This window comes from Burkholderia sp. 572, from assembly GCF_040545135.1.
Classification (GTDB): Bacteria; Pseudomonadota; Gammaproteobacteria; order Burkholderiales; family Burkholderiaceae; genus Burkholderia; species Burkholderia cepacia.
This window is the reverse complement of record NZ_JBEPLH010000014.1, coordinates 164,669-189,638: the sequence shown is the minus strand read 5'-3', so window position 1 is coordinate 189,638 and position 24,970 is coordinate 164,669. Positions and strand designations below refer to the sequence as shown.

Here is a 24,970-nt window from a genome sequence, read left to right as displayed (position 1 = left end):
TCGCGTGCCGGACGTCGTCGTCCGGCTTCGCGATGAAACGCGGATGCGAGGCCTTCTGCTTTTCGCGCGTTACTTTTGCGTAGCCGTTGCCAGCTCGGCAACGTACGCGTCGATGACGGTCTTCAGCTTGTCGGCGAGCGCCTCCTGGTGCGATGCGTCGACGCCCTTGAGCTGCAGATCCAGGCGGCCGTCCGGATAGGTCTTCAACTGACCGATCGCTTGCGATTCGAGCGCGAAGTCGTGCCGGACGCTGTAACGGGTGCGTCCGGCCTTCTTGCTGCCGTCGCTCTGCGTACGCAGGAAATTCTCGAGATCACGAACCGACTTTTTCCGGTCGATCACGGCCGTCAGCAGCCGGTCGGCCGTCGGCTCGCCCAGGCGTTCGAAGATCAGCTTCAGGAAATACGCCGCCTGCAGGCCGACCACGTCGTTCGCGCTCGCCATCCGTTCAAGGAGTGTGTTCGGGAGTGCGTTGAGCGACAGCGTCTTGCTGATCGATGCCTTGTCCTTGCCGATCTTTTCCGCCAGCGTGTTCTGGTCGGAAAAGACCTTCTCGTCGAGGAGACGCTTCCACGCGACCGCATCGTCGAAGATCGTCTGGCGTTCGTGGTCGTGGTTCGCGCGATACGCGATCGTGTAGAGCTGCTCGGGCGTGTGATCGGTGCGGAACGTGGCGTTGATGGTTTCGTCGCCGTTGATGCTCGTCGCGCGAAGCCGGCGTTGCCCGTCGATCACGACGAGCTTGCCGGGAAACTCCGGCAGCCGCGTCACCTTGATCGGCTCGATCTGCCCTTCCCGTTTCAGCGTAAGGGCGAGCTCGTGCAGGCTCGACTCCGAGTAGAACACGCGCGGATTGAACGGGTTCGGAATGCAATCCTTGACCAGCACCTTTTGTGGCGCGCCAAGATCGGCCGTACCAGCGGGTGCGGCCGCGGCCGGGGCGCTGGCGGGCGCCGATTCGCCGATGGTGTTCGGTTCGGACGCCGGTTCGGGCAGCCGCGTTTCGAGTGCCGCATTTTCCTGCGCGAGCCCGCGCAGCAGGCCGGCTGCGAGATGCAGGTTGCCGGTCGGCTTCTTGTCTTTCGAGGTGTCCTTAGCCATGGGCGGCTCCGGTAGCGCGCGTTGACGCGATGTATTGGGCCATTTCCGTGACCAGCTTTTCGATTTCCGCTCGGGCTTCTTTCAGGCCCTTCAGGTACCGATTGTGATGATGGATCGTGGTGCCGAGTGCAAACGTCTGACGGTAGACCTCGCGTTGCGCGATCTGGCTGTCGAGCAGATGCTCCCCTATTTCTTCTGCTCTTAGAATTTTTAAAATTTCTTCACGCATTTTAGTTTTTCCATTAACACTATTCAGCATTAATGCGGAAGACAGATTTGGGTTACGGACGGATCGCATCGATTCGATCATGCGGATCATCGCGACGGTGCTGTAGAGATCGGCAGGCGACGGCGACAGCGGCACAAGGCAGAAATCGGCAACTTCGAGTACCGATGCGATTCGCGGATCTTCGAGGTTGCCGGGGCAGTCGACGACGATCACATCGAAGTTCGCGTCTTGTTTTTTGATTTCACCGCCAATGCCGCGGCCGGCAGGGGCCAGCGAAAGCACCGTCATCGGCAGCGTGTTCTCGCCGCTCGTTACCCACCGGACGGACGTGCCTTGAGGGTCGGCATCGATCAGGGCGACCTTATTGCCGCCTGCTTCGAACGCAGCCGCGATATTGACGGAGATGGTTGTCTTCCCAGTCCCACCTTTTTGATTACTGACGGCGATCTTGAAAGCCATTAAATTCCTCCACGGAGTTTTGTGTAATATATGCAGTTATTATCTAAATGTCCAGAAAAAGCCGTCGATGCGATGTATGTCTTAGTGACCGATTGGGTTGTCACGTGACAAGTAGCCGAATGGCTAACGAGTCAGCGATGGGCGATGATCGAGTAAAAATAAAATCGACGATCTTGCTCGAAATGCACGTACAAAGATCGCGGGAAAGTTCGACGAGCTTTAACGGTGGGGACGGATTGACGCCTTGGAGGCTGGCCGCTTGATCTTGCGGAGCTCGCGGCAAAACTCTTAGTGACTCCGGTAGGTCGGCTTAGAGAATGTCGTCGGGAAGCTCAGTTGTCACGTGACAAGACGTAGAAATTTGGCGCTTTTCGATGCGCTCCGACACCGAGAAATCTTTGGATAGATCGCGGTTACGACCTCGGTGAGATCATTTCAATGTTCGATCGGTGGTTTCGCACGATTACCTCGCAGCGAGGTGAGTTGTCACGTGACAATCGACCCAGAACGTCTGGCGACGACCGCTCTGAGTCGTTTTTGATCCCTGTTGCGACCAAACCCCGCTGATTGAACAGATAGATCGGTAAAGGGATGATTCGTCACTGTTGGCTCGTCGCGAAAGGCCATTCTCCGGGGCGGTTGTTTGCTGAGTTGTTACGTGACAACTGGAGTGTTGTTTGAAGAGCGTGTGTGTCGAATGCCACGTTGCCCTGCACGTCGGTCGGCACACACTGTATCGAAGAGCTTGATGCATCGTTTGATCGCAGTTTCCGCCCCATCGTCGTCGGCAATCCGTATTCATACCCCCGAAAAACGGTGGGGCCCGCTTACTGGAACAGCACCCCGAACGTATGCCATAAGCATCGATGATATGTCCCCATTTTCTGGGAAGCGCTCAGTTGCATCTTCATCGAACGTTAGCCAGCAGGGGAGGGCGAGGCTTTGTCGTGCCTACCCCGTTCCCGCCGGCGCAGTATCAGCGTTTGCGCGACAGCCGTGTGTGCGAGGCTCCGATTTGCGACAAACCTCAGATTGAAGGTCGCGTGATAACTCAAACGGGCCAGATCGTGAAACAATTCCAAGAAATTCGATGCTCGTGGAAGTCCTTATCCAGCAACGAGTTGTGCAATATTCTTCATGTTGTTTCACGCAATATCGACAAGATTGCGCCTTTAAATGGGGGCGCATGATCATTTCGTGCCCCGCGTCCGGCAGCGCGCATAAAGACGCGTCGATTTGTATTTATTGATACGTATTATGTAGTGTTTGAGATTTATGTAGCCCGCCCAGGTAGCTGAGACAAATCGAATTTCGCGGATCACATACACCACGACACGCTGTCGAGTCTCTGATCGGATGTCCGCGCCAATAATCGGCGTGAGTTGTCACGTGACAACGCGCATTGGTTGCTCAACTTGTTGGATTACAGAGTGACGCGAGAATCCCGGCGCCAAAGAATTTGTGGCCGAGCGCTGGGAAGGCCGCCAAGGGACTTTGTCGTTGAAGAGGGGGGGCGAAGTCATCACTGGCTCATGAGAGCGGCATGGAACGAACTGCTTGTATCTGCACTTTGCTCGCGAGTTGGGGGAAACATCCGACTTCGAGGGGCAGTCACGCATCACTCGATACTCAATTACAAGTCGCCAGGCGGCCGCCGAGCCGTCAGTCCTGAGTCGGCAAGAAATCGAGAGGCGCGCGTCCCGCTGCAAGCGTGTGACTCGCCCGGACCAAGCGTGGAACCGATCCAACCATTCTGCGGATACCGCCAAAATCGGTATCCTGCATCTTCGGTACGACTCCGGCGATCAGTAAGTTGCCGCCACCGACAGAACGACATCCGTTCCGCTGCGCAGGTTATCGATATCTCTTCGCGGAGAATTGCCGAACAACCGACTGTATTCGCGGTTGAACTGGGTCGGGCTCGCATATCCAACCCGGAACGATGCCGACGTGGCGTCGAGTCGCTCGGACAGCATCAGCCGACGTGCTTCGTTGAGTCGTATCCATTTCTGGTACTGCAGCGGACTCATGCCAGTGAGCAGGCGGAAGTGATGATGGAAAGTCGAACTGCTCATCTGAACCTGCGTCGCCAGATCGTCGACTCGCAGCGACTCGTCATAATGGGTTCGCAACCACTGGATCGCCCGCGACACGCGGTTGCCCTGACTGCCGGCGGACGCAATCTGACGCAGGCGGCCACCCTGGTCGCTCGTCAGCAGCCGGTAGTAGATTTCCCGCTCCACGTACGGAGCGAGAACTGCAATGGCGTTGGGATCATCGAGCAACGCTAGCAACCGGTTGACTGCGTCGTAGAGCGGTTCGGTCATATCGCCGACGACGAGGCCGCGACCTGCGGGGGCATCCTCGTGATCCGGTGCGACCTGCGCCATCAGTTCGGCCATGACGCGAAAATCAAGCTTGAGCCCGATCCCGAGAAACGGCGTTTCTCGGCTGGCCTCGATGACCTGCGTTGAACCAGGCAAGTCGAGCGACGTGATCAGAAAACGGTTGGCATCGCATAGATACACATCGCCGCTTTGAATGATCCGCTTCGTACCCTGGACGACGAGCCCGAAGCTTGGCTCGACCATGCAGTCCATCGGCTGCGTCGGTGTCTCCCTTCGATGGAGGCTCAGGTTCGGAATGGCCGTGGTGAGGTGGTCAACACCGTCCGTCCACCTCGCGACGCGCTCTGCGAGTGTCAGCCGCAGGTCGCTCTCCCGGCTCTGGCGGGTCGATCGAGGAGAGACGGGGTTGAATGCAGCAATGGTGGAGGCGTCGACCTGTTGGCCGGGGGAGTATGGGGCAGGTGCCGGATGCATGACTTCTCTACTCGGGTAATCGGGTCTACAGGCGGGCCCATCGACGTGCAGGTACGCCGGAAACGAGCTTCCCGGAGGCTCGGCGTTGCCGCGCTCCCGGGAAAATGCGCAATGTCCGGTGTACCTACTTCGTCGCTTGCGACGTGCAAAGTGGCCAGCGGCGTGATTTCGTGGCAACGGATGGCGCGCGCTCGTCCACAGTGCGCCACCACCGCTCGCCGCGATGCGGCTCGTCCAGAGCGAGGCGCTCGCCCATCCTGGGCGTCGACAGTTCGACGCCACGCACGATCGCCAGCGCCGTGACGCGCTCGAACGGTTCTTGCCAGCGGTGCATCGCGAGATCGAACGTGCCGTTGTGGATCGGGACCAGCCAGCGTCCGCGCAAATCGATGTGCGCCTGCACGGTTTCTTCCGGCTGCATGTGGACGTACGGCCATTGCGCATCGTATGCGCCTGTTTCGATCAGCGTGACGTCGAACGGCCCGAGGCGCTCGCCGATCGTCCGGAAACCATCGAAGTAGCCCGTGTCGCCGCTGAAGAACACGCGCAAGTCGTCGTCGACGATGACCCAGGATGCCCACAGCGTGCTGTTGCCATCAAACAGGCTGCGCCCGGAAAAATGCTGGGCAGGCGTGGCGGTCAGCGTCAAGCCGGCTTCGTCGACACTCTGCCACCAGTCGAGCTGACGGACTTTCTTCGCGTCGATTCCCCACTCGATCAGGCGGTCGCCGACACCCAGCGTTGTCACGAACACACCGGTGGTTGCCGCGAGCGCGAGCACCGTGTCGCGGTCGAGGTGATCGTAGTGATCGTGCGACAGGATCACGCCGCGCAGCGGCGGAAGATCTTCGAGTGCGATCGGAGGCGCATGGAAACGCTTTGGGCCGACGCGACGAAACGGCGACGCGCGCTCGGCAAAGACGGGATCGGTTAGCCAGAATTCGCCGCGCAGCTTGAGCAGCAGCGTTGAATGGCCGAGCCGGTACAGGCTGCGATCGGGGGCCGCGTCGAGTTCCGCGCGGGTCAGCGAATCGACGGGCAGCATCCCTGCGGGCACGGTATTGCGCGGCTTGTTGAACAGCATGTTCCACGCGATGCCGAGTGTCTTGCCCAACCCCTCGGCCGGCCGGGGGGCGACATTGCTGAAGCGCTCGCCATTGTGCTGCGGCGAGCCGCCAGACAGCGTGCGGCCGCGTCGGGCGGCCGCAAAACCCAGAATGCGATGAATCAAAACGAGAGGCGATGCCATGTAGGTTCGTCCGGAGAATAAAGTACACTAAACAGTGTAGTTTATTTTTTGGGTAAGTAAACTACGCGGTGTAAAATTTCCGAATGGATACCAGCACTCCCCCTCAGCGCCTGACCGATCGAAAGCGCGCGGCTATCGTCGACGCGGCCATCGAGGAATTTCTCGCGTCGGGTTACGACGCGACCAGCATGGATCGAATCGCCGCGCGCGCGGACGTGTCGAAACGCACGGTCTACAACCACTTTCCGGGCAAGGAAACGCTGTTCGCCGCGATCCTGCAAAAATTGTGGGATGCGACTCGAACCGGCAGCTCGCCAACCTATCGTTCCGACGTGCCGCTGCGCGAGCAATTGCTCGCGTTGCTGGAGCGCAAAATGCGCCTGCTCGGCGACGAGGCATTTCTCGCGCTCGCACGTGTCGCGATCGGTGCGGCCATCCATTCGCCGGAACGCGCGCGCGACATGGTCGAGCGTCTCGGCGAGCGCGAGGAAGACATGACGGTCTGGGTGCGAACGGCCGCGGCGGCCGGACGCCTGTCGGTCACCGATCCGGTGTTTGCCGCGCATCAGCTGCACGGTGTCGTGAAGGCATTCGCGTTCTGGCCGCAGATCACGATGGGCCAGCCGCCACTCGCGGCGCCGGAGCAACTAAAAGTCGCGGAATCCGCCGCAGACATGTTTCTCGCGTACTACGCGCGACCGGAAGACTCCGACGCATCACGCGCCGCAGCGGACTGATCGTGCATCCGGTCGATCATGCGCGAAGCGAGGCCGGCGCAATGCGCATGTTCGACGCGCGCCCTGGCCCGACGAGCCGGCAAACCGGCAGATCCACGGATGCGGAACCGCCTCATATGATCGCTGGCCATCCAGCGGAACCCGGAGATGCTGCCGGCATACCTGAAGCCGAACGCGAGTGACGACGCATGAAGACACTGTTGATCGTCTATCACACGATGACCGGAGGCACGCAACAGATGGCCGAAGCGGCTGCCGGCGCGGCGCGTGAGCAATCCGGCGTCGACGTCCGGCTGCAGCGCGCGGACGCGACGAGCGCAGACGATGTGCTGGACGCCGATGCCTATCTGTTTGCGACACCTGAGAATCTCGCGGCGATGTCCGGGCTGATGAAGGATTTCTTCGACCGCTGCTACTACGCGGCGCTCGATCGCGTGAACGGCCGCCCGTATGCGGTGATGATCTGCGCGGGAAGCGATGGAGAGAACGCCTTGCGCCAGATCGACCGGATCGCGACAGGCTGGCGGCTGAAGAGCGTGGCGCCGGGCCTGATCGTCTGTACGCATGCGCAGACGCCGGAACGCATCCTCGCGGCCAAGACGATCGACGGCGACGATCTCGCGCGCTGCGCCGAATTGGGCGCAGGTCTTGCAGCGGGACTTGCACTGGGCGTTTTCTGATCACTCAGGCCGCCGACAGCGTCGGCCGGTCGGCGTGAGGCCGGACCGAAGTACGTTCGTGCACATGACGCGTGCACACCGGTGCGGTACCGATCCTGCGGTGCGGGCACTGGACTGGCGCGACTGCCTGGCGCTTAGCTGCATTTTGTTTGCGCCGAAGGCCGGTGGTATTCGGGCCAAAGGCGTTTCACCAGATCGCGCGATGCGCCATATGCATGGCAACTGTCGATCTTGAGCGGCTTTCCGTCGCTGTCGAGTTCCTCGAGCGATGACTTCCGCATGCCGACCATTGTCTGATAGGCCGTGGTGGCGATCGGGCCGAGCAATTCCTTCAGGTGCGTGCACGTATCGCACGACGGCAGGCGCTTGCGAACCTCGCTGTTCCAGCCGGCGCCGATGCGTAATCCGACGAGCGCCTGCAGCGAGTCGCCGCCACCCGGACACTGCGCATACGGATGTGACCGGAGGAACGTGGATACGGCGCGGACGATCATGTCGGCGTCGAAGACCAATGTCACGCCGAGGTCGTGGATCGGCGACAGCGCAGCGACCGTCCGGGTGCCGCCCGGCGGTGTGAAATCGAAAGTCTTGCGATCCGCGAGGCAGGCTGTTACTTCGAACTGGCCGTCGCTGCGCCGATAGCCGCGCATGTCGATCTGCCGGTGGTGTATTTCCTCGCGCGTGATGCCGTCGTGCGGGATGTCGTGTGGGGGAACCATGTATCTGCTCCGTTTCGTGCGACCGGTTCTTTTTGCCGGCAAGCGAGATGTCGACGGCTGGCCCGGTGCGCAGCGAAACGGGTCGAGGGATACCTCCGCCGCCATCGATCCGGCCATACTACGCACTTTTCGGCATCTTCGTACGCGACGGGATCGATGCGGACGCAACGAGTCGAGTATGGATATCGATGCGATCGACGGAGGCATTAGCATGTCGCGATACACGCGCCGATCCGTCGCCGGGCGCTTCACATTGGCGCAATCGTCGATTTACACGCAACCGACGGCGCCGCCCGGGATCGCGAATGGCGACCGAGGTTCGCGGCGCATCGATGCGGCACGATCGCGGCGGCGCCCCAAGGCGGAATACCTTTCGTGGGGCGTCGGTCAGTGCCGCCGCCGGGGCAATCGGGGCGCGCAAGATGGCCCCGATTTCCGCCGACGAGGGTGAACGACGTGACTTCCGGAGACGTATCCATATAATGCGCAACACGACCGTACGGATGCATTTCCGGTACCCCGAATCGGGTCAATGCAGACCAGTGAGTCAACCGGCCGTCGCGCGTACCGGTATACTTCCACTCCTGCCTTGTCCGGCATCGTGGCCGGGTGCCTGAAAACAGAGTGGCGTGCGCGATGCGGCCCCGTAGTGTTCCGCCTCGGCGGCAGACGGGTCGCACGCATGGCGGCGAAGCGGGTGCGCCGCGCGGTGTGACCGCACGAACCACACCTTATATTCCTGGTGGATTGAATTTATGGGTTTTGAACAACTTGCCGAATTGCGGGCGCAGCTCGCAGCGAAGGCCAAGCAGGAGCGCAACGCGAAGCGGCCGGCAGCGCCGGCGGACAGCGGCGCGAAGCCGAAGTCCGGCGACCAGCCGCAGCGTGGCGCCAAGCCGGCTGCGGCCGGCGGCAAAGCACCGCATCGCGCGAAGCCTGCATCGGCGAAGCCGTCGGCGCCGGTCGATCCGGTCATCGTTGCGATCGGCAAACTGCAGCGTAAGTTTCCGCGTGCGTTCCCGAAGAATCCGGCCCCCAAAGTGCCGCTCAAGGTCGGCATCTGGGACGACCTCGCGCGCGAAGCACAGGCCGTCGGGCTCAACGAAGCCGAACTGCGCGAAGCGATGTCGACGTGGTGCCGCGGCAACCGCTACTGGTCGTGCCTCGTCGAAGATGCCGTGCGGGTCGACCTGCAGGGCAACGAAGCAGGGCGCGTCACGCATGACGACGCAGCGCGGGCGCGCCGGCTGAAGGCTCGCCGCCCCGGCAAGGGCGCGGCGCAATCGGCCAAGGGCGCGCAGCAGCAGCCGAAGGCCGAGCAGCAGGCCGAGGCGGCTGCCGAGCCGCAACCGGCGAACGTGGAAGCGCAAGCCGACGCAGTGCCGCAGGTCGAGCAGCAAACGGCCGGAAACGAGTAACCGGCAGCGCGCGGCTGTATGCCGCGCGGCGCTGACCCGCATGCACATCGCCTGCGGCAAACGACACGACTGACTGACCTACCTCGACAGAGGCAGGTCAGGACTCCTCCCACCGGCGCCTGACGCGCCGGGTTCTTATCTATCCCGCCTCGAACAGACCCTGCAACCGGACGAAGAAAGTTCGTCGATCGGTGCTGCACGCGCGATGTCTCGACTGTGTCGTTTGCGCGTGGACGGTACGCATGTCCGGAACGCGACGACGCTTCATCCAGTTAATTCGGTTTCCTAAAATGGCGTAATGCCGGAAGCATCGACATGGCATGTGAGCGCTCGTGCCCGGTCGTCCTGACACGTTGACGCGCGATAATCTCGCCGGGGCACGTCGGTTCGTTCGCAAGTTGACGGGTGAGATGCAGCTTGCATTCAGAAAGGTACTGAACGCCAACTGCGACACAACCCGAAGCCGCTACCGGCGCCATTCAACGTCAATCCAGTCCGATCATGCACTCGAGACATTCCGCGATTCTCGTCGCGCTCACCGCTGCCGCGCTGTTCGGCGCCGCGACACCGCTTGCCAAGGCGCTGATCGGCGCGATGTCGCCGTTCATGGTCGCCGGTCTGTTCTATCTCGGCAGCGGCGTCGGGCTCGGTATCGGTATCCTGCTCCGCCGCCTGCACAACCGTCACGCACCGGCCGCAGACGCCGCGCCGCTGCAGCGCGCCGACCTGCCGTGGCTGGCCGGCGCGATCGCGGCGGGCGGGGTGGCCGGACCGGCCTTGCTGATGCTCGGGCTATCGAGCACGCCAGCGGCGACGAGCGCGTTGCTGCTCAATCTCGAAGGCGTGCTGACGGCCGTCATCGCATGGGTGGTGTTTCGCGAGAACGTGGATACGCAAGTGTTCCTCGGGATGGTCGCGATCGTCGCCGGCGGCACGCTGCTGTCGTGGACGCCAGGTCGGGCCGGTGTGCCGGTCGGCGCGTTGCTGATCGTCGGCGCGTGCCTGTGTTGGGCGATCGACAACAACCTGACCCGCAAGGTGGCCGCGAACGATGCGATGGTCATCGCTTGCGTGAAGGGGCTGATTGCAGGGCCCGTGAACATCGGCATCGCGCTGGCGACCGGCGCGACGCTGCCGGCTCTCCCGGTCACGGCCGCCGCGATGCTGACGGGGCTCGGCGGCTACGGGATCAGCCTCGTGCTGTTCGTCGTCGCGCTGCGTCATCTCGGCAGCGCGCGCACGGGCGCGTATTTCTCGATCGCGCCGTTGTTCGGCGTCGTGCTGTCGCTGCTGATCTGGCCCGCGCTGCCGCCCGCGACGTTCTGGATCGCTGCCGCGCTGATGGCGCTCGGTATCTGGCTGCACGTTCGCGAGCGGCATGAACACACGCATACGCACGAGCGGCTCGAGCACACGCACCCCCATCGGCACGACGAACATCACCAGCATGCGCACGACTTTACGTATGACGGCAACGAACCGCACACGCATCCGCACGTGCATCTGCCGATCACGCACAGCCATGCGCATTTTCCGGACATTCATCACCGGCACCGGCATTGACCGTACCACAAGCGGCGGACGAAGCGGCGCGTAAGGTAACCGTTTATGGGGCGTGCGCTGCATCGCGCTCGCATCTGTTGGCGGCGCTGCCGGGTCGTGGTCGCAACAACGGGGGCGAGCCTGGTCTTCGCTCTGGATCAACCGGGGCGGCAATCTGTCCGGATCGATCGGTGAGCCGACTCTGCCGCCCCAGGCTCTGTGCGTGGGCCGGTGCGCGCGCGGTCAACCGGTCGTTTGTTCGGGAATGCCGGCTGCGAGCACGTCGTCGAAGAGCGTGCGGAAGTTCGCGAGCCGGAAGCGGCGACTGAACCAACTCGTCGCCGCATTGAATTTGCGATGCGGATGGAATTCCGGCAACGGGTCGCGGTGCTCGATGCGTATCCAGCCGCGGTCGTGCCAGGTTTCAGCGAATCCCGGTTTTTCGTAGAAGCGGAAGGCGGCTTCGAAACCGCACGCCGGCAGGCTGGGTGGCCGCAATGCCGGCCAACGCGGCTTCTTCGAATGGCGATGCGACGAATCGAATCGGCAGCACGGGCTACCGTGGCGACTATCGCGCTTGAGGAAAGCAGGAGCCGAAATCCTCGCAGCCCGGGCACCCTGGCGCCGGGCCCGGCGGCACATCGAGCGATGCCGCCACTTCCTGCGCGAAAAATTTCTTCCAGCGCAGGTGAGCGACGTTGCGTGCGGCAAGCGCGGGGAAATAGCGATCGAGCATCGCGGATACAGCGTCGCGCCCGTCGAGCCCGAGATCGCGCCACAGATGATCGGGGCGCAGGCAGGCGTGCGCGATGATCGACGCGAGACAGCCGGCGTCGTCGCGGTCGACGGCGGGATTCGCGTCGTCCATCAGCCGTGCGTGCAGCGTCGCGACGAACGCAGCGTGGGTGGATGGCAGCAACGCTGTCGCGGCCGTTGGCACGAGAGCCGCGGCGTCGGCCGCAGGCAGGCGCGGAAACTGCCGCGCCAGCACGGCGGCCAGTTGCGGATGAGACAGGCCGAGCAGCCCGAGTTCGTTGCGGCGCGCGCGTGCCGCAACGAGCGTGCCGAACAGGCGTGCGTCGGGCGTGTCGGCGTTTGCGGCTGCGGACAGCAGCGACTGCAGCGCCCGTTGTCGAGCGTCATCGAACGCGGCGGTCATCGTAGGCATCGGCGCGACAGCCGCACGGTACGATCCGCATGATCCGCACGAATGCGCGATGCCAAACGGATCGCCATCGCCATCACGATCGTCACGCGTTCACTCGACGCCGACGATCACGCTCGATGCCTTGAAGATCGCGGACGCAGCCGTACCGCTCGCGAGGCCGAGGCGATCGACGCTGTCGTTGGTGACGATCGCGACGATCTCGGCGCCGCCCGCGGCCTTGACCACGACTTCCGAATTGACCGCGCCTTTCGTGACCGACGATACGGTGCCCGCGACGCAGTTGCGGGCCGACACCTTGCTGCTGTCGACGTCGACCATCACGATGACCGAAGACGCCTTCACGAGCGCGAACGCCTTCGAGCCGGCCGCGAGGCCCAGCGAAGCCGCGCTGCCGTGGGTGATCACGGCGACGATGTCGAGTCCGTCCTGCGTCCGGAGCGTGATTTCGTCGTTGACGGCACCGGTCTTGACGGCGCTGACCTGGCCGGCGAAATGGTTGCGGGCGCTGGTTCGCATGATGGATCTCCGGAAAATGAACCGCCCGGCGGGCGGCGAGTAAGAGACGGAAAAGTGCGGACGAGTTTACCTTCAATGCCGGCCCAATGCGGCTCGGGTTTGCGATGCCCGGCATTCCGGTTGCGCACGGTCGCGCGGTCGCACGGCTGCCCGGGGTGCCATGCGTCGAACGCTTCCGGCGAGCCCAGGCTGGCCGCGAGCGCGTCAAACGCGCTCCCCGTTCTTCACCGGCAGGTTACTCGGCTGCGGTCACGGCGGCCGAGGCCGCCGACGCACCGCTTGCGGGTGCCGGCTTCGGCGTCTGTTTCGATATCTGTTTCGACGCGTCGGATGCCGCATCGTCATCCCATCCGCCGCCGAGCGCGAGGAAGAGCCGCACCTGGTCGGCCGCGACCTGGCCTTCGGCTGCCGCCACCTGCGCCTGCACGCTCGTCAGCGTGCGCGTCGCGTCGAGGTCGGAGATGAACGACTCGCGGCCGGCCACATAGAGACGATGCGTTTCGTCGGCGGAACTGCGTGCCGATTCATAAGCCGTGCGCAGTGCTTCCGTGCGCTGCACGTCGGCCGCGTAGGTCGCGAGGCTCGACTGCGTCTCGCGCAGCGCGTTCAGCACGACACCGTCGAAGTGCGCGAGCGCGCCGCCCGTCGCGGCTTCCGCTTCGCGCACTCGCGCACGCTGGCCGTTGACTGGGAACGACCAGCTGATCAGCGGGCCGAACGACCAGCGATTCGTGTTGGACGAGAACAGGTCGGCGGCGACACCGACCGAGCCGGCCGACGCACCGATGCTGATCGACGGGTACAGCGCGGCGGTTGCCACCCCGATGCGCGCGGTCGCGGCGGCGAGTTGCCGCTCGGCTTCGCGCACGTCGGGGCGGCGGCGCAGCAGCGCGGCGCCGTCGCCGATCGGAATCGGCTGGCGCAGCTTCGGCAGGCGCTCGCATTCGGCGACGGCCTTCGGCAGGTCGGCCGGCGAGCGCGCGAGCAGCGCGGCGAGCTGGTATTGCGCGACCTTGCGGCGGCCTTCGAAGCGCGGGATATCGGCGGAGAGGGTGCGCACCTGCGTCACGCCGCGCGTCACGTCGGTCTGGTTGCCGCGCCCGGCATCGCGCAGCCGCTGCGACAGCGCGACGCGCTGCTTCTGCAGCGCGAGCGACTGCTTCGCGATGGCCAGCTCGTCGCCGGCCGAGCACGATTCGACGTACGCGCGCACGACGTCGGCGACGACCGTGATGCGCGCCAGATCGCCGGCGGCCCTGACGGCCTCGCTGTCCGCGCGCGCGGCTTCGACGCCGCGCCGCAGCTTGCCGAACAGGTCGATCTCGTACGACACATTGATGCCGACCGCGCCTTCGTTGACGACCGGCAGCTTGTTCTCGAGCAGGTATTGCTCGGCCGATTCCTGCGCGCGCTGCACGGCGGCTTCCGCGCCGCCCGAGAAGCCGCCCTGCTGGCTCGCGACTTCCAGCGCCGCGCGCGAGCGCGCGAGGTTGGCCGCGGCGACGCGCAGGTCGGTGTTCGACTTCAGTGCATCGCGCACGAGCGCGTTGAGCACGGGATCGTCGTAGAGCTGCCACCAGTTGCCGGGCACGGCGTCGCGCGACACGAGCGTGCCGTTCGCGTCGTCGAGCGCGTGGTTCGCGAGCGGCGCATTCACGTACGCCTGCTGCGGCAGCGTGTAATCGGGGCCGACGGACTTGCACGCGCCGAGTGCCAGCGCAAGCGGTGCGAGCGTCGCGGCGAGGCGCAGTCCATGCCGCTTCATTGCGATGCTCCCGTTGCGCTGGCGGCCGTGGCGGAAGCCGTCGAACCCGGCGCGACGGCCGACGCCGTGCCGGCGCCTGCCGGCTTCGCGTTGTCGTTGCGGCGCGTGTCGGCTTCGCGCATCGAGACGGTCGCGGTGCGGCCCGCGATCATGCGGAAATCGTCGGGCACTTCGTCGAGCACGACGCGCACCGGCACGCGTTGCGCGAGACGCACCCAGCTGAATGCCGGGTTCACGTTCGGCAGCAGGTTCGCACCCTGCGTGCGGTCGCGATCCTCGATCGCGGCGACGATGCTCTGCACGTGGCCGCGCAGCGTATGCGGTTCGCCCATCACGATGATGTCGACCGGCTGGCCGATATGGATGCCGCGCAGCTTGGTTTCCTCGAAGTAGCCGTCGACGCGGAACGAATTGCGGTCGACGATCGACAGCACCGCGCGGCCGGCCGGTACGTATTCGCCGATGCGCGGCGCGCGGTCGTTCAGGTAGCCGTCTACGGGACTGACGATCGTCGTGCGCTGGAGGTTCAGCTTCGCGGTGTCGAGCGACACCTGCGCATCGGCGACGGCGGCTTCACCCTGTTCGACGCGCGTGCGGCTTTCCTCGACCTGTTCGCTCGCGACCAGGTTGCCGAGCTGCAGGTTGCGCGCGTATTCGCGCTTCGCCTGGGCGAGCGTCGCACGGCGCTGGGCGAGCGTGGCTTCGGCGAGGCGTTCCGCGAGCGTGTAGCGGGCCTGGTCGATCACGAACAGCACCTGGCCGCGCTTGACCTCCTGGTTGTCGGCGACCTGCACCGACGTGATGAGGCCCGCCACGTCCGGCGCGACCTGGATCACGTCGGCGCGCACGTGACCGTCGCGGGTCCACGGCGAGAACATGTAGTAGTTGACGATGCGCCACAGCACGACGGCCGCCACGACGACGACGATCAGGGTAAGCAGGATTTGCCCTGCCGAGAGCCAGGTTTTTTTCACGGTTAGCTAGCCACGAGATGGTGGGAAACGATCACGACGGCGGCAAACACGAACACGTAGATGCCGAGGTCGAAGATCGAACGGTGCCAGACGAGGCGGTAGAAGCCGACGCGCTCGAGCACGGCGCGCACGACGATGTTGATCAGGTAGGCGATCAGCATCAGCACGAGCGGGGCCGGCACGAATACGCCGAAGATGTCGATTTCGCCGATCATGGTCGCGGTCGGAAAGACGGATGGGAAAGCGGGATCATGCGCGTGCTCCGTCGGGCGCCTGCGGCGGCTGTCCCGCCGCGGCCGGATACAGCGACAGGCGCAGGCCGACGAGCGCGTGCAGCGTGTCGCGCAGCCGGCGATGCGTGGCGGGCGTGGCCGACGCAGCGGGCGCGGCGTCGTGTTCCGCCGGCGTGGCGCCCGGCAGGTTGCGGCCCGCGACGCGCTGCAACGCGTCGTCGATGGTCGCGAGCAGCGCGGGCGGTGCCGGCTGGCGCGCGTTCGCGGCCGCGCAGCGTGCGTAGTGGTCGGTGACGCCGGCCAGCACGCGGTCGATCGCGTCGGGCACGTCGCCCGACAGCCGGCGGCGCGAGCGACGCAGGTCGAGCGCATTCAGTGCGATGCGCAGGTCGCGGAAGCTTTCGATCGACGGATGACGGTGATCGTCGGACGCGCCGAGACGCGGCAGCAGCTGCGTGACGCGGTCGAGCATCCGTGACGCGTGGTTGCGCTGGTCGTCGAGCGGCTGCGTCGACGCGGAGCGCGCGACGTCTTCCCAGCCCGAGCGCAGCAGGCGCCGCACCGCGAGCTCGGCGCCGAACGGCCGCGTCGCACGCGTCCACACATACGCGAACAGCAGCCCGGCGACGCCCGCGAGGTTGCTGTTCAGGAACACGAAGAAATCGGCGTCGTACGCACCCTGGATGCTGATGAAGGTGGCCGTGTTCACGGCGACGAGCATCGTCACCATGTTGAACTGCGGGCGCGGCAGCAGCGTGCCGATCAGGATGAACGGGCCCGCGAACATCACGACGAGCATCGCGAAATCGTGCACGTGCGGCAGCACGACGAACAGGTACAGGCCCGCGAACACCACGCTCGCGGTCGTCGCGAGGAAGAACTTGAACACCAGCGGCGCCGGCTCGTCGAGCGCGGCGAAGAAGCTGCACGACACGGCCACGAGCGTGACGGCCGCGGCGCCGTCGTGCCATCCGGACGCGATCCACAGCCAGCTCGCGAACACGATCGCGGCGGCGACGGTCAGCGTCGAGAACAGCATCATCCCGCGATCGAAGAAGCGCTCGGTGCCGCCGAGCCGCCAGTGCCGGTAGCGCGGCTGCCAGACGCCCGATTCGTTGCCGATCAGCGCGCGCAGCGAGCGGCAGTCCTGCCAGATGTCGATGACCTGGCGCAGCCGCCACAGCGCGTTCGACAGCAGCGCGCCGTCCCAGCTCGCGAGCGCGTCGTCGGCCGGCTGCAGCGCGGCAATGCGTTCGCGCAGGCGCTCCGCGACCGGGTCGTCGGTCATGTCGCCGTCGTTGCCGGCCTTGACCGCCGGCAACGGTGCGTCGAACCATTTCGCGGCATCGGCGAGCAGGTCGTCCAGCCCGGCCGGCCGGATATGCAGGTCGCGCATCAGCGCAATCAACGGATCGGCGAGCGACGACATCAGCGGCAGGAACAGCTGCATCCGGCCCGCGAGCGCCTGCGCACGCGCGAGGATGCGCGGATGCGCATGGTCGTAGCTCAGCTGGCTCAGCAGGAATTCGAGGCCCGTGATGGTTGCCGCGAGCCGTTGCCGGCACGCGGACAGCGCCTTGCCGGCAATGTGCCCGGACAGCGTCTCGCGGCCGTAGAACGCGGCGTCCTTGAACCATGCATCGGTGCGCTCGATCAGCGTCGGCGCGAGTCGGTTCGGGAAGATGGCGCTGCCGACCACGCTCGCGCAGACGATGCCGAGCACGATCTCCTCGGTACGCGCGATCGCGACGTCGAACACGGTGGACGGATCAGTCACGGTCGGCAAAGCGACGAGCGGCATCGTATAGCCGGCGAGCATGAACACGTAGCTGCGCGCGGTGCGGTCGGAGATCGCGAGGTAGAGCAGCGTGCCGCACCAGGTGGCGACGATGATCGCGAACAGCAGCGGCGTCTCGACGAACGGCGGCACGAAGAAGATCGCGGCAGCCGCGCCGAGCGCGGTGCCGAGCGCGCGATACAGCGCCTTCGAGCGTGTCGCGCCGACGAACGGGTTCGACACGATGTAGACGCTCGCCATCGCCCAGTACGGGCGCGGCAACTGGAAATACAGGCCGAGGTACAGCGCCAGCATCGACGCGGCGAACGTCTTGCCCGAGAACAGCCAGTCGCGAAGGCTCGGATAGGTCATGACGTGGTGTTGCCGGTGCGGGGTGCGCGCGCGGCGGGTGGGGGCGATTCGGATGCATTGAATGCGTCGAGCACGCGCAGCGTCGCTTCGAGATCGGCGCGCGTGACACCCTTGAGCACCTGCGCACGCAGCACGCGCAGGTCTTCCTCCATCTTCGCGGTGACCGCGCGGCCGGCGGCCGTCAGCGAGATCGTCTTCGCGCGGCGATCGTGCGGATCCTCGTCGCGGCGCGCAAGGCCGGCCGCGCACAGCTGGTCGAGCAGGCGCACGAGCGACGGCCCTTCGATGCCGACGTGTTCGGCGAGCGTGCCTTGCCGCACGCCTTCGCCGAGGCGCCCGGCGATCAGCAGCGGCGTCGCGCAGGCCTCGGACACGTTGTACGCGTTCAGTACGCCGTCACTGGTGCGGCGCCACTTGCGCGCGGACAGCACGAGCAGGCTGCTGACGGCGAGGCGGAGGTCGTGCAGATTGGTCATGGGCGAGATGATAGGGGCAAAATAATTCGATAGCAAACTATCGTTTTTGTCACCCGCATGACACGTCGCGGCCGGCCCGTCTGAAGCAATTTAGGCGGCGTGCCGGCGGTGGTCAAGCCGCAAGGATGTCGGCCCGGCCCGCGCACGGCGACCGCGATCGAATGGTCAGACGAAAACCGTCCGGCGCGGCCACGTGGCGGGGGAGGCGGGTTCGAAGCCGGGAATCGGGAAGCGATTCGGGAAATCCGGCTTCGCGAAACGGCGCGCGGCGTGCATATTGAAGCCGTTGCAAGCCTCCCGGAGATTCCGCACGTGTCCACCCCATCCTCGCAGCCGTCCGCCCCGGTGTCGCTCGACGCGTGGCTCGGCAAGACCGAAACGCTCGGCGACGACATCACCGCGTTCCCGCTGAACGCGCTGGCCGCCACGCTCGACCGCCCGTCGCCCGGCGACGTCGTGCCGCCGATGTGGCACTGGCTCTATTTCCTGCCCGTCGCGCCGCTGGCCGAACTCGGCCCCGACGGCCACCCGAAGCGCGGCGCCTTCCTGCCGCCCGTGCCGCTGCCGCGCCGCATGTGGGCCGGCGGCCGCCTGACGTTCCATGCGCCGCTGCGCACGGGACGGCGCGCGATACGCGAATCGACGATCGTGAACCTCGAGGACAAGACGGGCCGCAGCGGCCGCCTCGTCTTCGTGACGGTGCAGCACCGGATCGAGTGCGACGGCGTGCCGTGCGTCGAGGAGGAGCACGACATCGTCTATCGCGATGCGCCGCAGCCGGGCGCACCCGCGCCGAAGCCGATCGCGGCGCCGGCAGGCGAGGCGTGGTCGCGCACGGTCACGGCCGACGCAATAATGCTGTTCCGCTATTCGGCGCTGACCTTCAATGGCCACCGCATCCACTACGACCGCAGCTACGTGACGCAGGAGGAAGGCTATCCGGGGCTCGTCGTGCACGGCCCGCTGATCGCGACGCTGCTCGTCGATCTCGTGCGGCGCGAACGGCCCGATGCCGCGCTCGCGAGCTTTGCGTTCCGCGCGGTGCGCCCGACGTTCGACGGGGAGCCGTTCACGCTGTGCGGCAAGCCGTCGGACGACGGCAAGACGATCGAGCTGTGGGCGAAGGATCGCGACGGCTGGCTGACGATGCAGGCCACCGCGACCGTTGCGTGACGGGCGCCGTTCCGTTCGTCCGCGTCGCGGCAGGATCCGTACGCGGACGACCGGTGGTGCCCGCCGCAGCTGCTCGGGCGAGCATGCGGGCGGGCCCCGGCGCTCGTCGCGAAACCGCTGTAAGCTGCGAGCAGGCCGCGTGCCGTCCTGCCCGACGGTGCGGCGCGCGGCCGGCCTTTCCACCTTCCACGCATCGCATCAGGAGCACGTATCTTGGCCACCTACATTGTGTTTACACGTGAAAGCACGCAGGACCAGCACGAACTCGACGTCTACCAGAGCAAGGTCGGCGCGACGCTCGCCGGGCATCCGGTCAAGGTGCTCGCCGCCTATGGCCCGCAGGAAACACTGGAGGGCGAAGGCCCGGAAGGTGTCGTGATCGTCGAGTTTCCGTCGAAGGAAGCCGCGCACGCGTGGTATCACGGCCCCGAATACCAGGACGTCGTCCAGCATCGTTTCAAGGGCGCGCGCTATCGCGCCGTGCTGGTCGAAGGCGTCTGAACGACCCGCATCGGGCGCTTCCGGCGGCGCGCTGCGACGCCGGACGCCCGGCACGCCCATGAACACATCGACCCCCGCCACTGCGACCGTCCGACCGCCGATGGGCCGCGCCACGACCGTGCTGCTCGCGATCAGCGTCGTGCTCTATCTGGTCGCCATGTTCACCGTGCCGTTCCGCACGGGCGCACCCGATCCGCATCCATGGGCCGACGGCTGGCAGGTGCTGCTGACCGGCTGGATGGGCCTTTTCTTCGGCATCTTCGCGTGGCTCGCGAACCCGCTCGTGTTCGCGGCCTGGTGGCTGATCGCGAAGCGCCGGCGCACGCAGGCGGTCACCCTGGCCGTGCTCGCGCTGCTGTTCGGGTCGAGCTTCCTGACGCAGCATCGGATCGTCGTCAATGAAGCCGGCGGGGTCGAGCCGGTTCATCTCGATGCAATCGGCTACTGGTGCTGGCTCGCGAGTTTCGGCATGGCCGCAATCGGCGCCGCGCTCCTGCCGGGGCGAACCGGAACGCGTGCGGCAGGCTGATGTGGGCGGCCCGCATCAGCCTGCCGCCACCGCTTATCGCACGTGCGGCTGCAATGCGCGCAACCAGTACGACACCGCCACCGCACCGCCATCCGGCGTGCCGATCGCGCGCTCGCCGAGATAACTCGCGCGCCCCGCGCGCGGCGTCATCTGCGCGGTTTCCTGTGCACCGTGCTCGGCGGCTTCGACCGCCGCCGCCCATGCGCCCGCGTGATCGCGATCGTTGTCGAGCGCCCGTTCGAATGCCGCGACGGCCGGCACCAGCGCATCGAGCATCGTCCGGTCGCCGGCGTGCGCGCCGCCCAGTTCGCTGATCGAATCCACCGCGCCGTGGAACGCCGCGGCCCAGTCGCGCGCCGACGGCTCGGCGACATCGGCCAGCCGGCGGGATGCGCGCAGCAGCGCGGTCGCATAGAACGGCCCCGAGCTGCCGGCGATGGCGCGGCGCAACGCGGCGCCGAGCGCCGCGAGCACGCCGGCCGGCGTGCCGTACGCGGTTTCCGGCAGCGCGAGGATCGCCTGTGCGGCGCGCAGCATGCTCGCACCGAGATCGCCGTCGCCGGCGGCCGCATCGAGGTCCGTCAGCGTCTGCTCATGATCGATCAGCGTCTGCGCGACCGCATGCAGTGCCGGTTGCAGGCGCGCCGCCCACGCGCGGCCGGTCGCATCGAGCGGCGGCAGCGGCGCTTCTTGCGCAGCGGCCTCGGCCACGCGGATCTGCGTATTCACCGCGCCGCCGCCCGGCCATGCGCGCGCCTGCGTCGGCGCGTCGAGCAGCACCGCGCGTTCGTCGTTCAGCCGCAGCACGGAAATCGAGCAGCCGGGCATGTTCAATGCCGACAGGAACGTGCCGGCCCACGCGCGTAAGACGACGATGCCGCGCCGCGTTAGGTTGTCGTGCGCGGCGCGCAGCACGATGGCGAGTTCCATGTCCGGCGTCGCGCCGAGGCCGTTGACGAACAGCGCGACGCGTTCGCCGCGGTCGAGCACGAGATCGGCGACGATGCTCGACAGCAGCGTGTCGGCCAGCGCATCGGCCGGCAGCGGCGCGCGGCGTTCGACGCCTTTCTCGCCGTGGATGCCGAGGCCGAGTTCGATCTCGTGATCGCCAAGGCTGAAGCCCGACTTGTCGGCGCCGGGGATCGTGCAGCCGTCGAGCGCGACGCCCATCGTGCCCAGCTCGGCCGCCGCGTCGCGCGCGATGGCCGCGACGCGTGCGAGCGGCAGCCCGCGCGCGGCAGCCGCGCCGGCGAGCTTGTGGATCAGCACGGTGCCGGCGATCCCGCGCCGCTGGCCGCGCTCGACGCGGCCGCGCAGCGAGACGTCGTCGGCGACGATCACCGTTTCGACCGGAATGCCTTCCGCGCGCGCGAGCTCGGCGGCGAGCCCGAAATTGAGCCGGTCGCCCGTGTAGTTCTTCACGATCAGCAGTGCGCCGTTCGGGCCCGCGCTGGCGCGGATCGCGGCGAGCACCGCGTCGGTGGACGGCGACGTGAACACTTCGCCGCAGACGGCCGCGCTCAGCATCCCTTCGCCGACATAACCGCCGTGCGCGGGCTCGTGGCCGCTGCCGCCGCCGGAGAGGACGGCGACGGGGCGCTGCGCCGGCTCGGGCAGCGGCTGGCGGACGAGCACGTGCTCGTCGCCGAGGATCGCGACATGCGGCGACTGCCGCGCGATGCCTTCCAGCATTTCTCGGACGACATCGGACGGGCGGTTGACAAGCTTTTTCATGGCGACGGGTTCCGGACGGGTGAACGAGGCACGGCCGGGCCCGCACGGGCGCCGGACGGCCTTTCGTGTTGCGGAGGATCGTGCGTGCGCCCTGTCGCCGGGCCCGGGCGGTCATGCAACGGACGACCGGATGCGGGAGGGGAACGAGGCGCGCGCCTCGCGCCACGATACATCAGGTTCGAACCTTGCCGCACGGATCGCGGCGCGAAACGCGCCGGAGCGGGGCGGCGGCGTGCTCCCATGCGCGGCTACTTCATTGCCGCGATCTCCTTCGCGCGAATCAGCCTGGCGCGCAGCACGTTGCGGCTGATGCCGAGCAGCCGTGCGGCCTGGATCTGGTTGCGGTGGCTGAATTCGAACGCGACGCGCATCACGGTGTCCTCGATGCGCTCGAACAGGTTGCCGTGATCCTCGTCGAACAGCGCACGCAGCGCGCGTTCGAGTGCAGCCTGCGCACCGGCTGCCGGGTCGGGTTCCTGCGCCTGTGCATGCTCGGCGGCGGCCGTCGCGTCGGGCGACGCGAGATGCAGGTCGGCCTCCTGCAGTGCGTCGTGGCGGCTCACGAGCAGCGCGTGATGGATCACGTTCTCGAGTTCGCGGATATTGCCGGGCCAGCCGTATGCCTGGAGCCGGCGCTCGGCGCGCGGGTCGATGCTGCGCGGCCCGTAGCCGAGGCGGCTCCGGTAGTCGTCGAAGAAGTGGCGCGCGAGCGGCAGAATGTCGCCGGGGCGCTCGCGCAACGTCGGCACCGCGAGCTGCACGACGTTGAGCCGGTAGAACAGGTCGCCGCGAAACTGCCCGTGCGCGACGGCCTGCTGCAGATCGACGTTGGTCGCGGCAACCACGCGCACGTCGATCGGCACGCCCGTGCGCGAGCCGAGCCGCACGACCTCGCGCTCCTGCAGCACGCGCAGCAGCTTGACCTGCATCGACAGCGGCAGGTCGCCGATCTCGTCGAGAAACAGCGTGCCGCCGTTCGCGGCTTCGAACCAGCCGGGCTTCGCGCTGAACGCGCCCGTAAACGCGCCCTTCTCGTGGCCGAACAGTTCGCTCTCGACGAGCGTCTCGGAGAAGGCACCGCAGTTCACCGCGACGAACGGCCCGTTGCTGCGGCGACTGAGGCCGTGCACGTGCCGCGCGATCAGTTCCTTGCCGGTGCCGGTTTCGCCGACGATCAGCACGTTCGCGTCGCTCGGCGCGACCAGGCGAATCCGTTCGAGGAGCGCGACCGAGCGCGGATCGACGAACACCTGCGCGCGGGCGCGAATGGACGTCGCCAGCGCGGGCCGGTCGGGCAGCGTGAGGACGGGCGCGGCGTCGGGCCACGCATCGGAAGGGGAGCGGTTCACGAGTAGAAGCCCGGCGTCGGCCAGGTTCGCTTGAGCGCCCATTCGCCGATCTCGCGAATCTTGTACGCGAGCGGATCGTGGAGCGTATGGGTGCGCAGGTTGCGCCAGTGCCGGTCGAGCCGCAGCGCGCCATGCGTCGCGCGCGCGCCGGCGACGTCGAACATGCGCGTGCAGAGATCGAGCCCGGTGCGGGTGGCCGACACCTTTGCCGCGGCCGTGGCGAGCGCGACCTCGCCGCGCTCCGCATGCGTGAGCGCCTCATCGCGCGCCCACGCGGCGTCGAGGCGATCCGCCGCGCGGTCGGCGAGCACGCGCGCGGCTTCGAGCCCGACCCAGAATTCGCCGTACTGGCCGAGGATGTACGGATCGTCGCCGGTGCTCGCGACTTGCGCGCCGGGCCACGGCCGCGCTTCGTGCAGCGTGTAGTGCCGCGCGTCGCTGAACGCGGCTTCGGCGATGCCGAGATACACGTTCGTCAGCACGAGCTGCGCGACGAGCGGGCGCAGGCACGCGAACGGCGTCGACAGCGGGCCGGGGTCCGTCAGCAGTTCGTGTTCCTCGACGCGCACTTTCTCGAACGTGACCGTGCCGCTGTCGGTCTGGCGCTGGCCGATGTTGTTCCAGTCGTCGGCGATCGAGATGCCGCTGCGCTGCGTCGGCACGGCCGCGATCAGGAACGCGCGCGTCTGCGCGTCGTGCGCGGACGCGATCAGCATCTGCGAATCGAGCGCCCCCGAACAAAAGCTTTTCTGGCCGCTGAACTCGTGCCATGCGCCGCGCGAACGGCTGACCGTGCGTTCGTCGAGCGGATTCAGCGCATTGCCCCAGAACCACTGCTGGCGCGCGGTTCGCTCGAACCACGATTCCCACTGCGCGGGCGTGCCGAACAGCCTCACGGTCGCGAGCATCAGGTGATGGAAGCCGAATACGTGCGCGAGCGAACTGTCGGCGGCCGCGAGCACGCGGACCGCGTCGAACGTCGTGCGCCAGCTTTCGCCGAGGCCGCCGTAGGCGGCGGGGATGCTCAGCGCGAGGAGGCCGCTGTCGCGCAACTGGTCGCGCTCGGCCTTCGGCGTGCCGCCCTGCTGGTCGCGTTCGGCCGCAGTTCGTGCAAAGCCGGCCGCCAGGCGTCCGGCGGTTTGCAGCGCGTCGGGAGGAGCCGGTTCGTCGCGGGACGGCGCGACGACGCGCAGGCTTTCCGCGCGGGGCGATACGGAAATGGATGTCATGGCGATGAATGCGTCGGGTCGCTGCACGAAAACGGCCAGGCTGCATCGGGCGTTGCCGACCGGGTGCTGCGTGATCAGCAGAGTGTTCAACGTTTTACGCAACGCGGGAAACATCGATTTCTGATAACCAATGCCGGATTGCTGCGCTGGACGCTGCGCGCCTGCCGGAATCCGTGCGGAAGCGGAAAAATGCGTCCGCCGCACGCCGCGCTGCTGAT

The 24,970-nt window shown here is 66.4% G+C and carries 23 protein-coding genes; 7 read left to right on the top strand and 16 right to left on the bottom strand.

Going from position 1 to position 24,970, the window contains the following annotated elements; all coding sequences use genetic code 11:
* Positions 1 to 69 precede the first annotated feature (69 nt).
* The 4 genes from ABIC51_RS26180 to ABIC51_RS26165 all read right to left on the bottom strand — a co-directional run bounded on the left by ABIC51_RS26180 (position 70) and on the right by ABIC51_RS26165 (position 5,860).
* Positions 70 to 1,101, bottom strand: a complete 1,032-nt coding sequence (locus ABIC51_RS26180) for a ParB/RepB/Spo0J family partition protein (protein ID WP_175855653.1) — start codon at positions 1,099 to 1,101, stop codon at positions 70 to 72.
* The gene (locus tag ABIC51_RS26175) at positions 1,094 to 1,789 is read right to left on the bottom strand and encodes an AAA family ATPase (protein WP_011350423.1); all 696 of its coding nucleotides are present in this window, start codon (positions 1,787 to 1,789) and stop codon (positions 1,094 to 1,096) included. The genes ABIC51_RS26180 and ABIC51_RS26175 overlap by 8 nt, the downstream gene beginning before the upstream one ends.
* 1,805 nt (positions 1,790 to 3,594) lie before the next feature.
* A complete protein-coding gene (locus ABIC51_RS26170; protein WP_027792200.1) occupies positions 3,595 to 4,611 on the bottom strand; it encodes an AraC family transcriptional regulator in 1,017 nt (338 codons plus the stop codon).
* A gap of 124 nt (positions 4,612 to 4,735) precedes the next feature.
* Positions 4,736 to 5,860: an MBL fold metallo-hydrolase gene (locus tag ABIC51_RS26165; protein WP_027792199.1), complete on the bottom strand. Its 1,125-nt coding sequence runs from the start codon at positions 5,858 to 5,860 to the stop codon at positions 4,736 to 4,738.
* A gap of 83 nt (positions 5,861 to 5,943) precedes the next feature.
* Here ABIC51_RS26165 and ABIC51_RS26160 point away from each other — a divergent pair, with 83 nt between their 5' ends.
* Complete coding sequence (locus ABIC51_RS26160) at positions 5,944 to 6,597, top strand: TetR/AcrR family transcriptional regulator (protein WP_059693701.1); 654 nt, start codon at positions 5,944 to 5,946, stop codon at positions 6,595 to 6,597.
* A gap of 188 nt (positions 6,598 to 6,785) precedes the next feature.
* Positions 6,786 to 7,277: a flavodoxin family protein gene (locus ABIC51_RS26155; protein ID WP_175855651.1), complete on the top strand. Its 492-nt coding sequence runs from the start codon at positions 6,786 to 6,788 to the stop codon at positions 7,275 to 7,277.
* Positions 7,278 to 7,411: 134 nt separating this feature from the next.
* On the opposite strand, the gene ABIC51_RS26150 is transcribed toward ABIC51_RS26155, so the two are convergent.
* On the bottom strand, positions 7,412 to 7,996 hold the full coding sequence (locus ABIC51_RS26150; protein ID WP_175855696.1) for a DUF2889 domain-containing protein: 585 nt from the start codon (positions 7,994 to 7,996) through the stop codon (positions 7,412 to 7,414).
* Positions 7,997 to 8,751: 755 nt separating this feature from the next.
* Between ABIC51_RS26150 and ABIC51_RS26145 the strand changes: the two genes are divergently transcribed.
* Positions 8,752 to 9,414 carry a ProQ/FinO family protein gene (locus tag ABIC51_RS26145; RefSeq protein ID WP_146254983.1) on the top strand — a complete coding sequence of 221 codons (663 nt, stop codon included), beginning with the start codon at positions 8,752 to 8,754 and terminating at the stop codon, positions 9,412 to 9,414.
* A 501-nt stretch (positions 9,415 to 9,915) separates the two neighbouring features.
* Positions 9,916 to 10,977 carry a DMT family transporter gene (locus tag ABIC51_RS26140; RefSeq protein ID WP_060311411.1) on the top strand — a complete coding sequence of 354 codons (1,062 nt, stop codon included), beginning with the start codon at positions 9,916 to 9,918 and terminating at the stop codon, positions 10,975 to 10,977.
* Positions 10,978 to 11,199: 222 nt separating this feature from the next.
* Here ABIC51_RS26140 and ABIC51_RS26135 read toward each other — a convergent pair whose 3' ends face one another.
* From ABIC51_RS26135 to ABIC51_RS26100, 8 genes are all read right to left on the bottom strand, one after another.
* A complete protein-coding gene (locus ABIC51_RS26135) occupies positions 11,200 to 11,454 on the bottom strand; it encodes a VOC family protein (protein ID WP_319001569.1) in 255 nt (84 codons plus the stop codon).
* Between the two features lie 70 nt (positions 11,455 to 11,524).
* Positions 11,525 to 12,115, bottom strand: a complete 591-nt coding sequence (locus ABIC51_RS26130; RefSeq protein ID WP_146254996.1) for a nitrogen fixation protein NifQ — start codon at positions 12,113 to 12,115, stop codon at positions 11,525 to 11,527.
* Between the two features lie 99 nt (positions 12,116 to 12,214).
* The gene (locus tag ABIC51_RS26125) at positions 12,215 to 12,640 is read right to left on the bottom strand and encodes a TOBE domain-containing protein (protein ID WP_027792193.1); all 426 of its coding nucleotides are present in this window, start codon (positions 12,638 to 12,640) and stop codon (positions 12,215 to 12,217) included.
* A gap of 235 nt (positions 12,641 to 12,875) precedes the next feature.
* Positions 12,876 to 14,405 carry an efflux transporter outer membrane subunit gene (locus tag ABIC51_RS26120; RefSeq protein ID WP_175901377.1) on the bottom strand — a complete coding sequence of 510 codons (1,530 nt, stop codon included), beginning with the start codon at positions 14,403 to 14,405 and terminating at the stop codon, positions 12,876 to 12,878.
* A complete protein-coding gene (locus tag ABIC51_RS26115) occupies positions 14,402 to 15,379 on the bottom strand; it encodes an efflux RND transporter periplasmic adaptor subunit (protein ID WP_027792191.1) in 978 nt (325 codons plus the stop codon). Before ABIC51_RS26115 ends, ABIC51_RS26120 begins: the two co-directional genes overlap by 4 nt.
* 2 nt (positions 15,380 to 15,381) lie before the next feature.
* Positions 15,382 to 15,594 (bottom strand): DUF1656 domain-containing protein, encoded by a 213-nt coding sequence (locus tag ABIC51_RS26110; protein ID WP_027792190.1) that lies wholly within the window; start codon positions 15,592 to 15,594, stop codon positions 15,382 to 15,384.
* Between the two features lie 34 nt (positions 15,595 to 15,628).
* On the bottom strand, positions 15,629 to 17,761 hold the full coding sequence (locus ABIC51_RS26105; RefSeq protein WP_175901375.1) for an FUSC family protein: 2,133 nt from the start codon (positions 17,759 to 17,761) through the stop codon (positions 15,629 to 15,631).
* On the bottom strand, positions 17,758 to 18,237 hold the full coding sequence (locus ABIC51_RS26100) for a MarR family winged helix-turn-helix transcriptional regulator (RefSeq protein ID WP_060311417.1): 480 nt from the start codon (positions 18,235 to 18,237) through the stop codon (positions 17,758 to 17,760). The genes ABIC51_RS26105 and ABIC51_RS26100 overlap by 4 nt, the downstream gene beginning before the upstream one ends.
* A gap of 312 nt (positions 18,238 to 18,549) precedes the next feature.
* Between ABIC51_RS26100 and ABIC51_RS26095 the strand changes: the two genes are divergently transcribed.
* The 3 genes from ABIC51_RS26095 to ABIC51_RS26085 all read left to right on the top strand — a co-directional run bounded on the left by ABIC51_RS26095 (position 18,550) and on the right by ABIC51_RS26085 (position 20,440).
* Positions 18,550 to 19,410, top strand: coding sequence for an HTD2 family dehydratase (locus ABIC51_RS26095; RefSeq protein WP_175901372.1), 861 nt, complete (start codon positions 18,550 to 18,552; stop codon positions 19,408 to 19,410).
* A gap of 213 nt (positions 19,411 to 19,623) precedes the next feature.
* A complete protein-coding gene (locus ABIC51_RS26090) occupies positions 19,624 to 19,911 on the top strand; it encodes a DUF1330 domain-containing protein (RefSeq protein WP_021160733.1) in 288 nt (95 codons plus the stop codon).
* Between the two features lie 58 nt (positions 19,912 to 19,969).
* Positions 19,970 to 20,440, top strand: a complete 471-nt coding sequence (locus tag ABIC51_RS26085) for a hypothetical protein (RefSeq protein ID WP_124546877.1) — start codon at positions 19,970 to 19,972, stop codon at positions 20,438 to 20,440.
* Positions 20,441 to 20,473: 33 nt separating this feature from the next.
* Here ABIC51_RS26085 and ABIC51_RS26080 read toward each other — a convergent pair whose 3' ends face one another.
* From ABIC51_RS26080 to ABIC51_RS26070, 3 genes are all read right to left on the bottom strand, one after another.
* Positions 20,474 to 22,174, bottom strand: coding sequence for a dihydroxyacetone kinase family protein (locus ABIC51_RS26080; RefSeq protein WP_226129299.1), 1,701 nt, complete (start codon positions 22,172 to 22,174; stop codon positions 20,474 to 20,476).
* Between the two features lie 248 nt (positions 22,175 to 22,422).
* Complete coding sequence (locus ABIC51_RS26075) at positions 22,423 to 23,565, bottom strand: sigma-54 interaction domain-containing protein (protein ID WP_185625772.1); 1,143 nt, start codon at positions 23,563 to 23,565, stop codon at positions 22,423 to 22,425.
* Complete coding sequence (locus ABIC51_RS26070) at positions 23,520 to 24,752, bottom strand: acyl-CoA dehydrogenase family protein (RefSeq protein WP_404842943.1); 1,233 nt, start codon at positions 24,750 to 24,752, stop codon at positions 23,520 to 23,522. The genes ABIC51_RS26075 and ABIC51_RS26070 overlap by 46 nt, the downstream gene beginning before the upstream one ends.
* Positions 24,753 to 24,970: the final 218 nt, after the last annotated feature.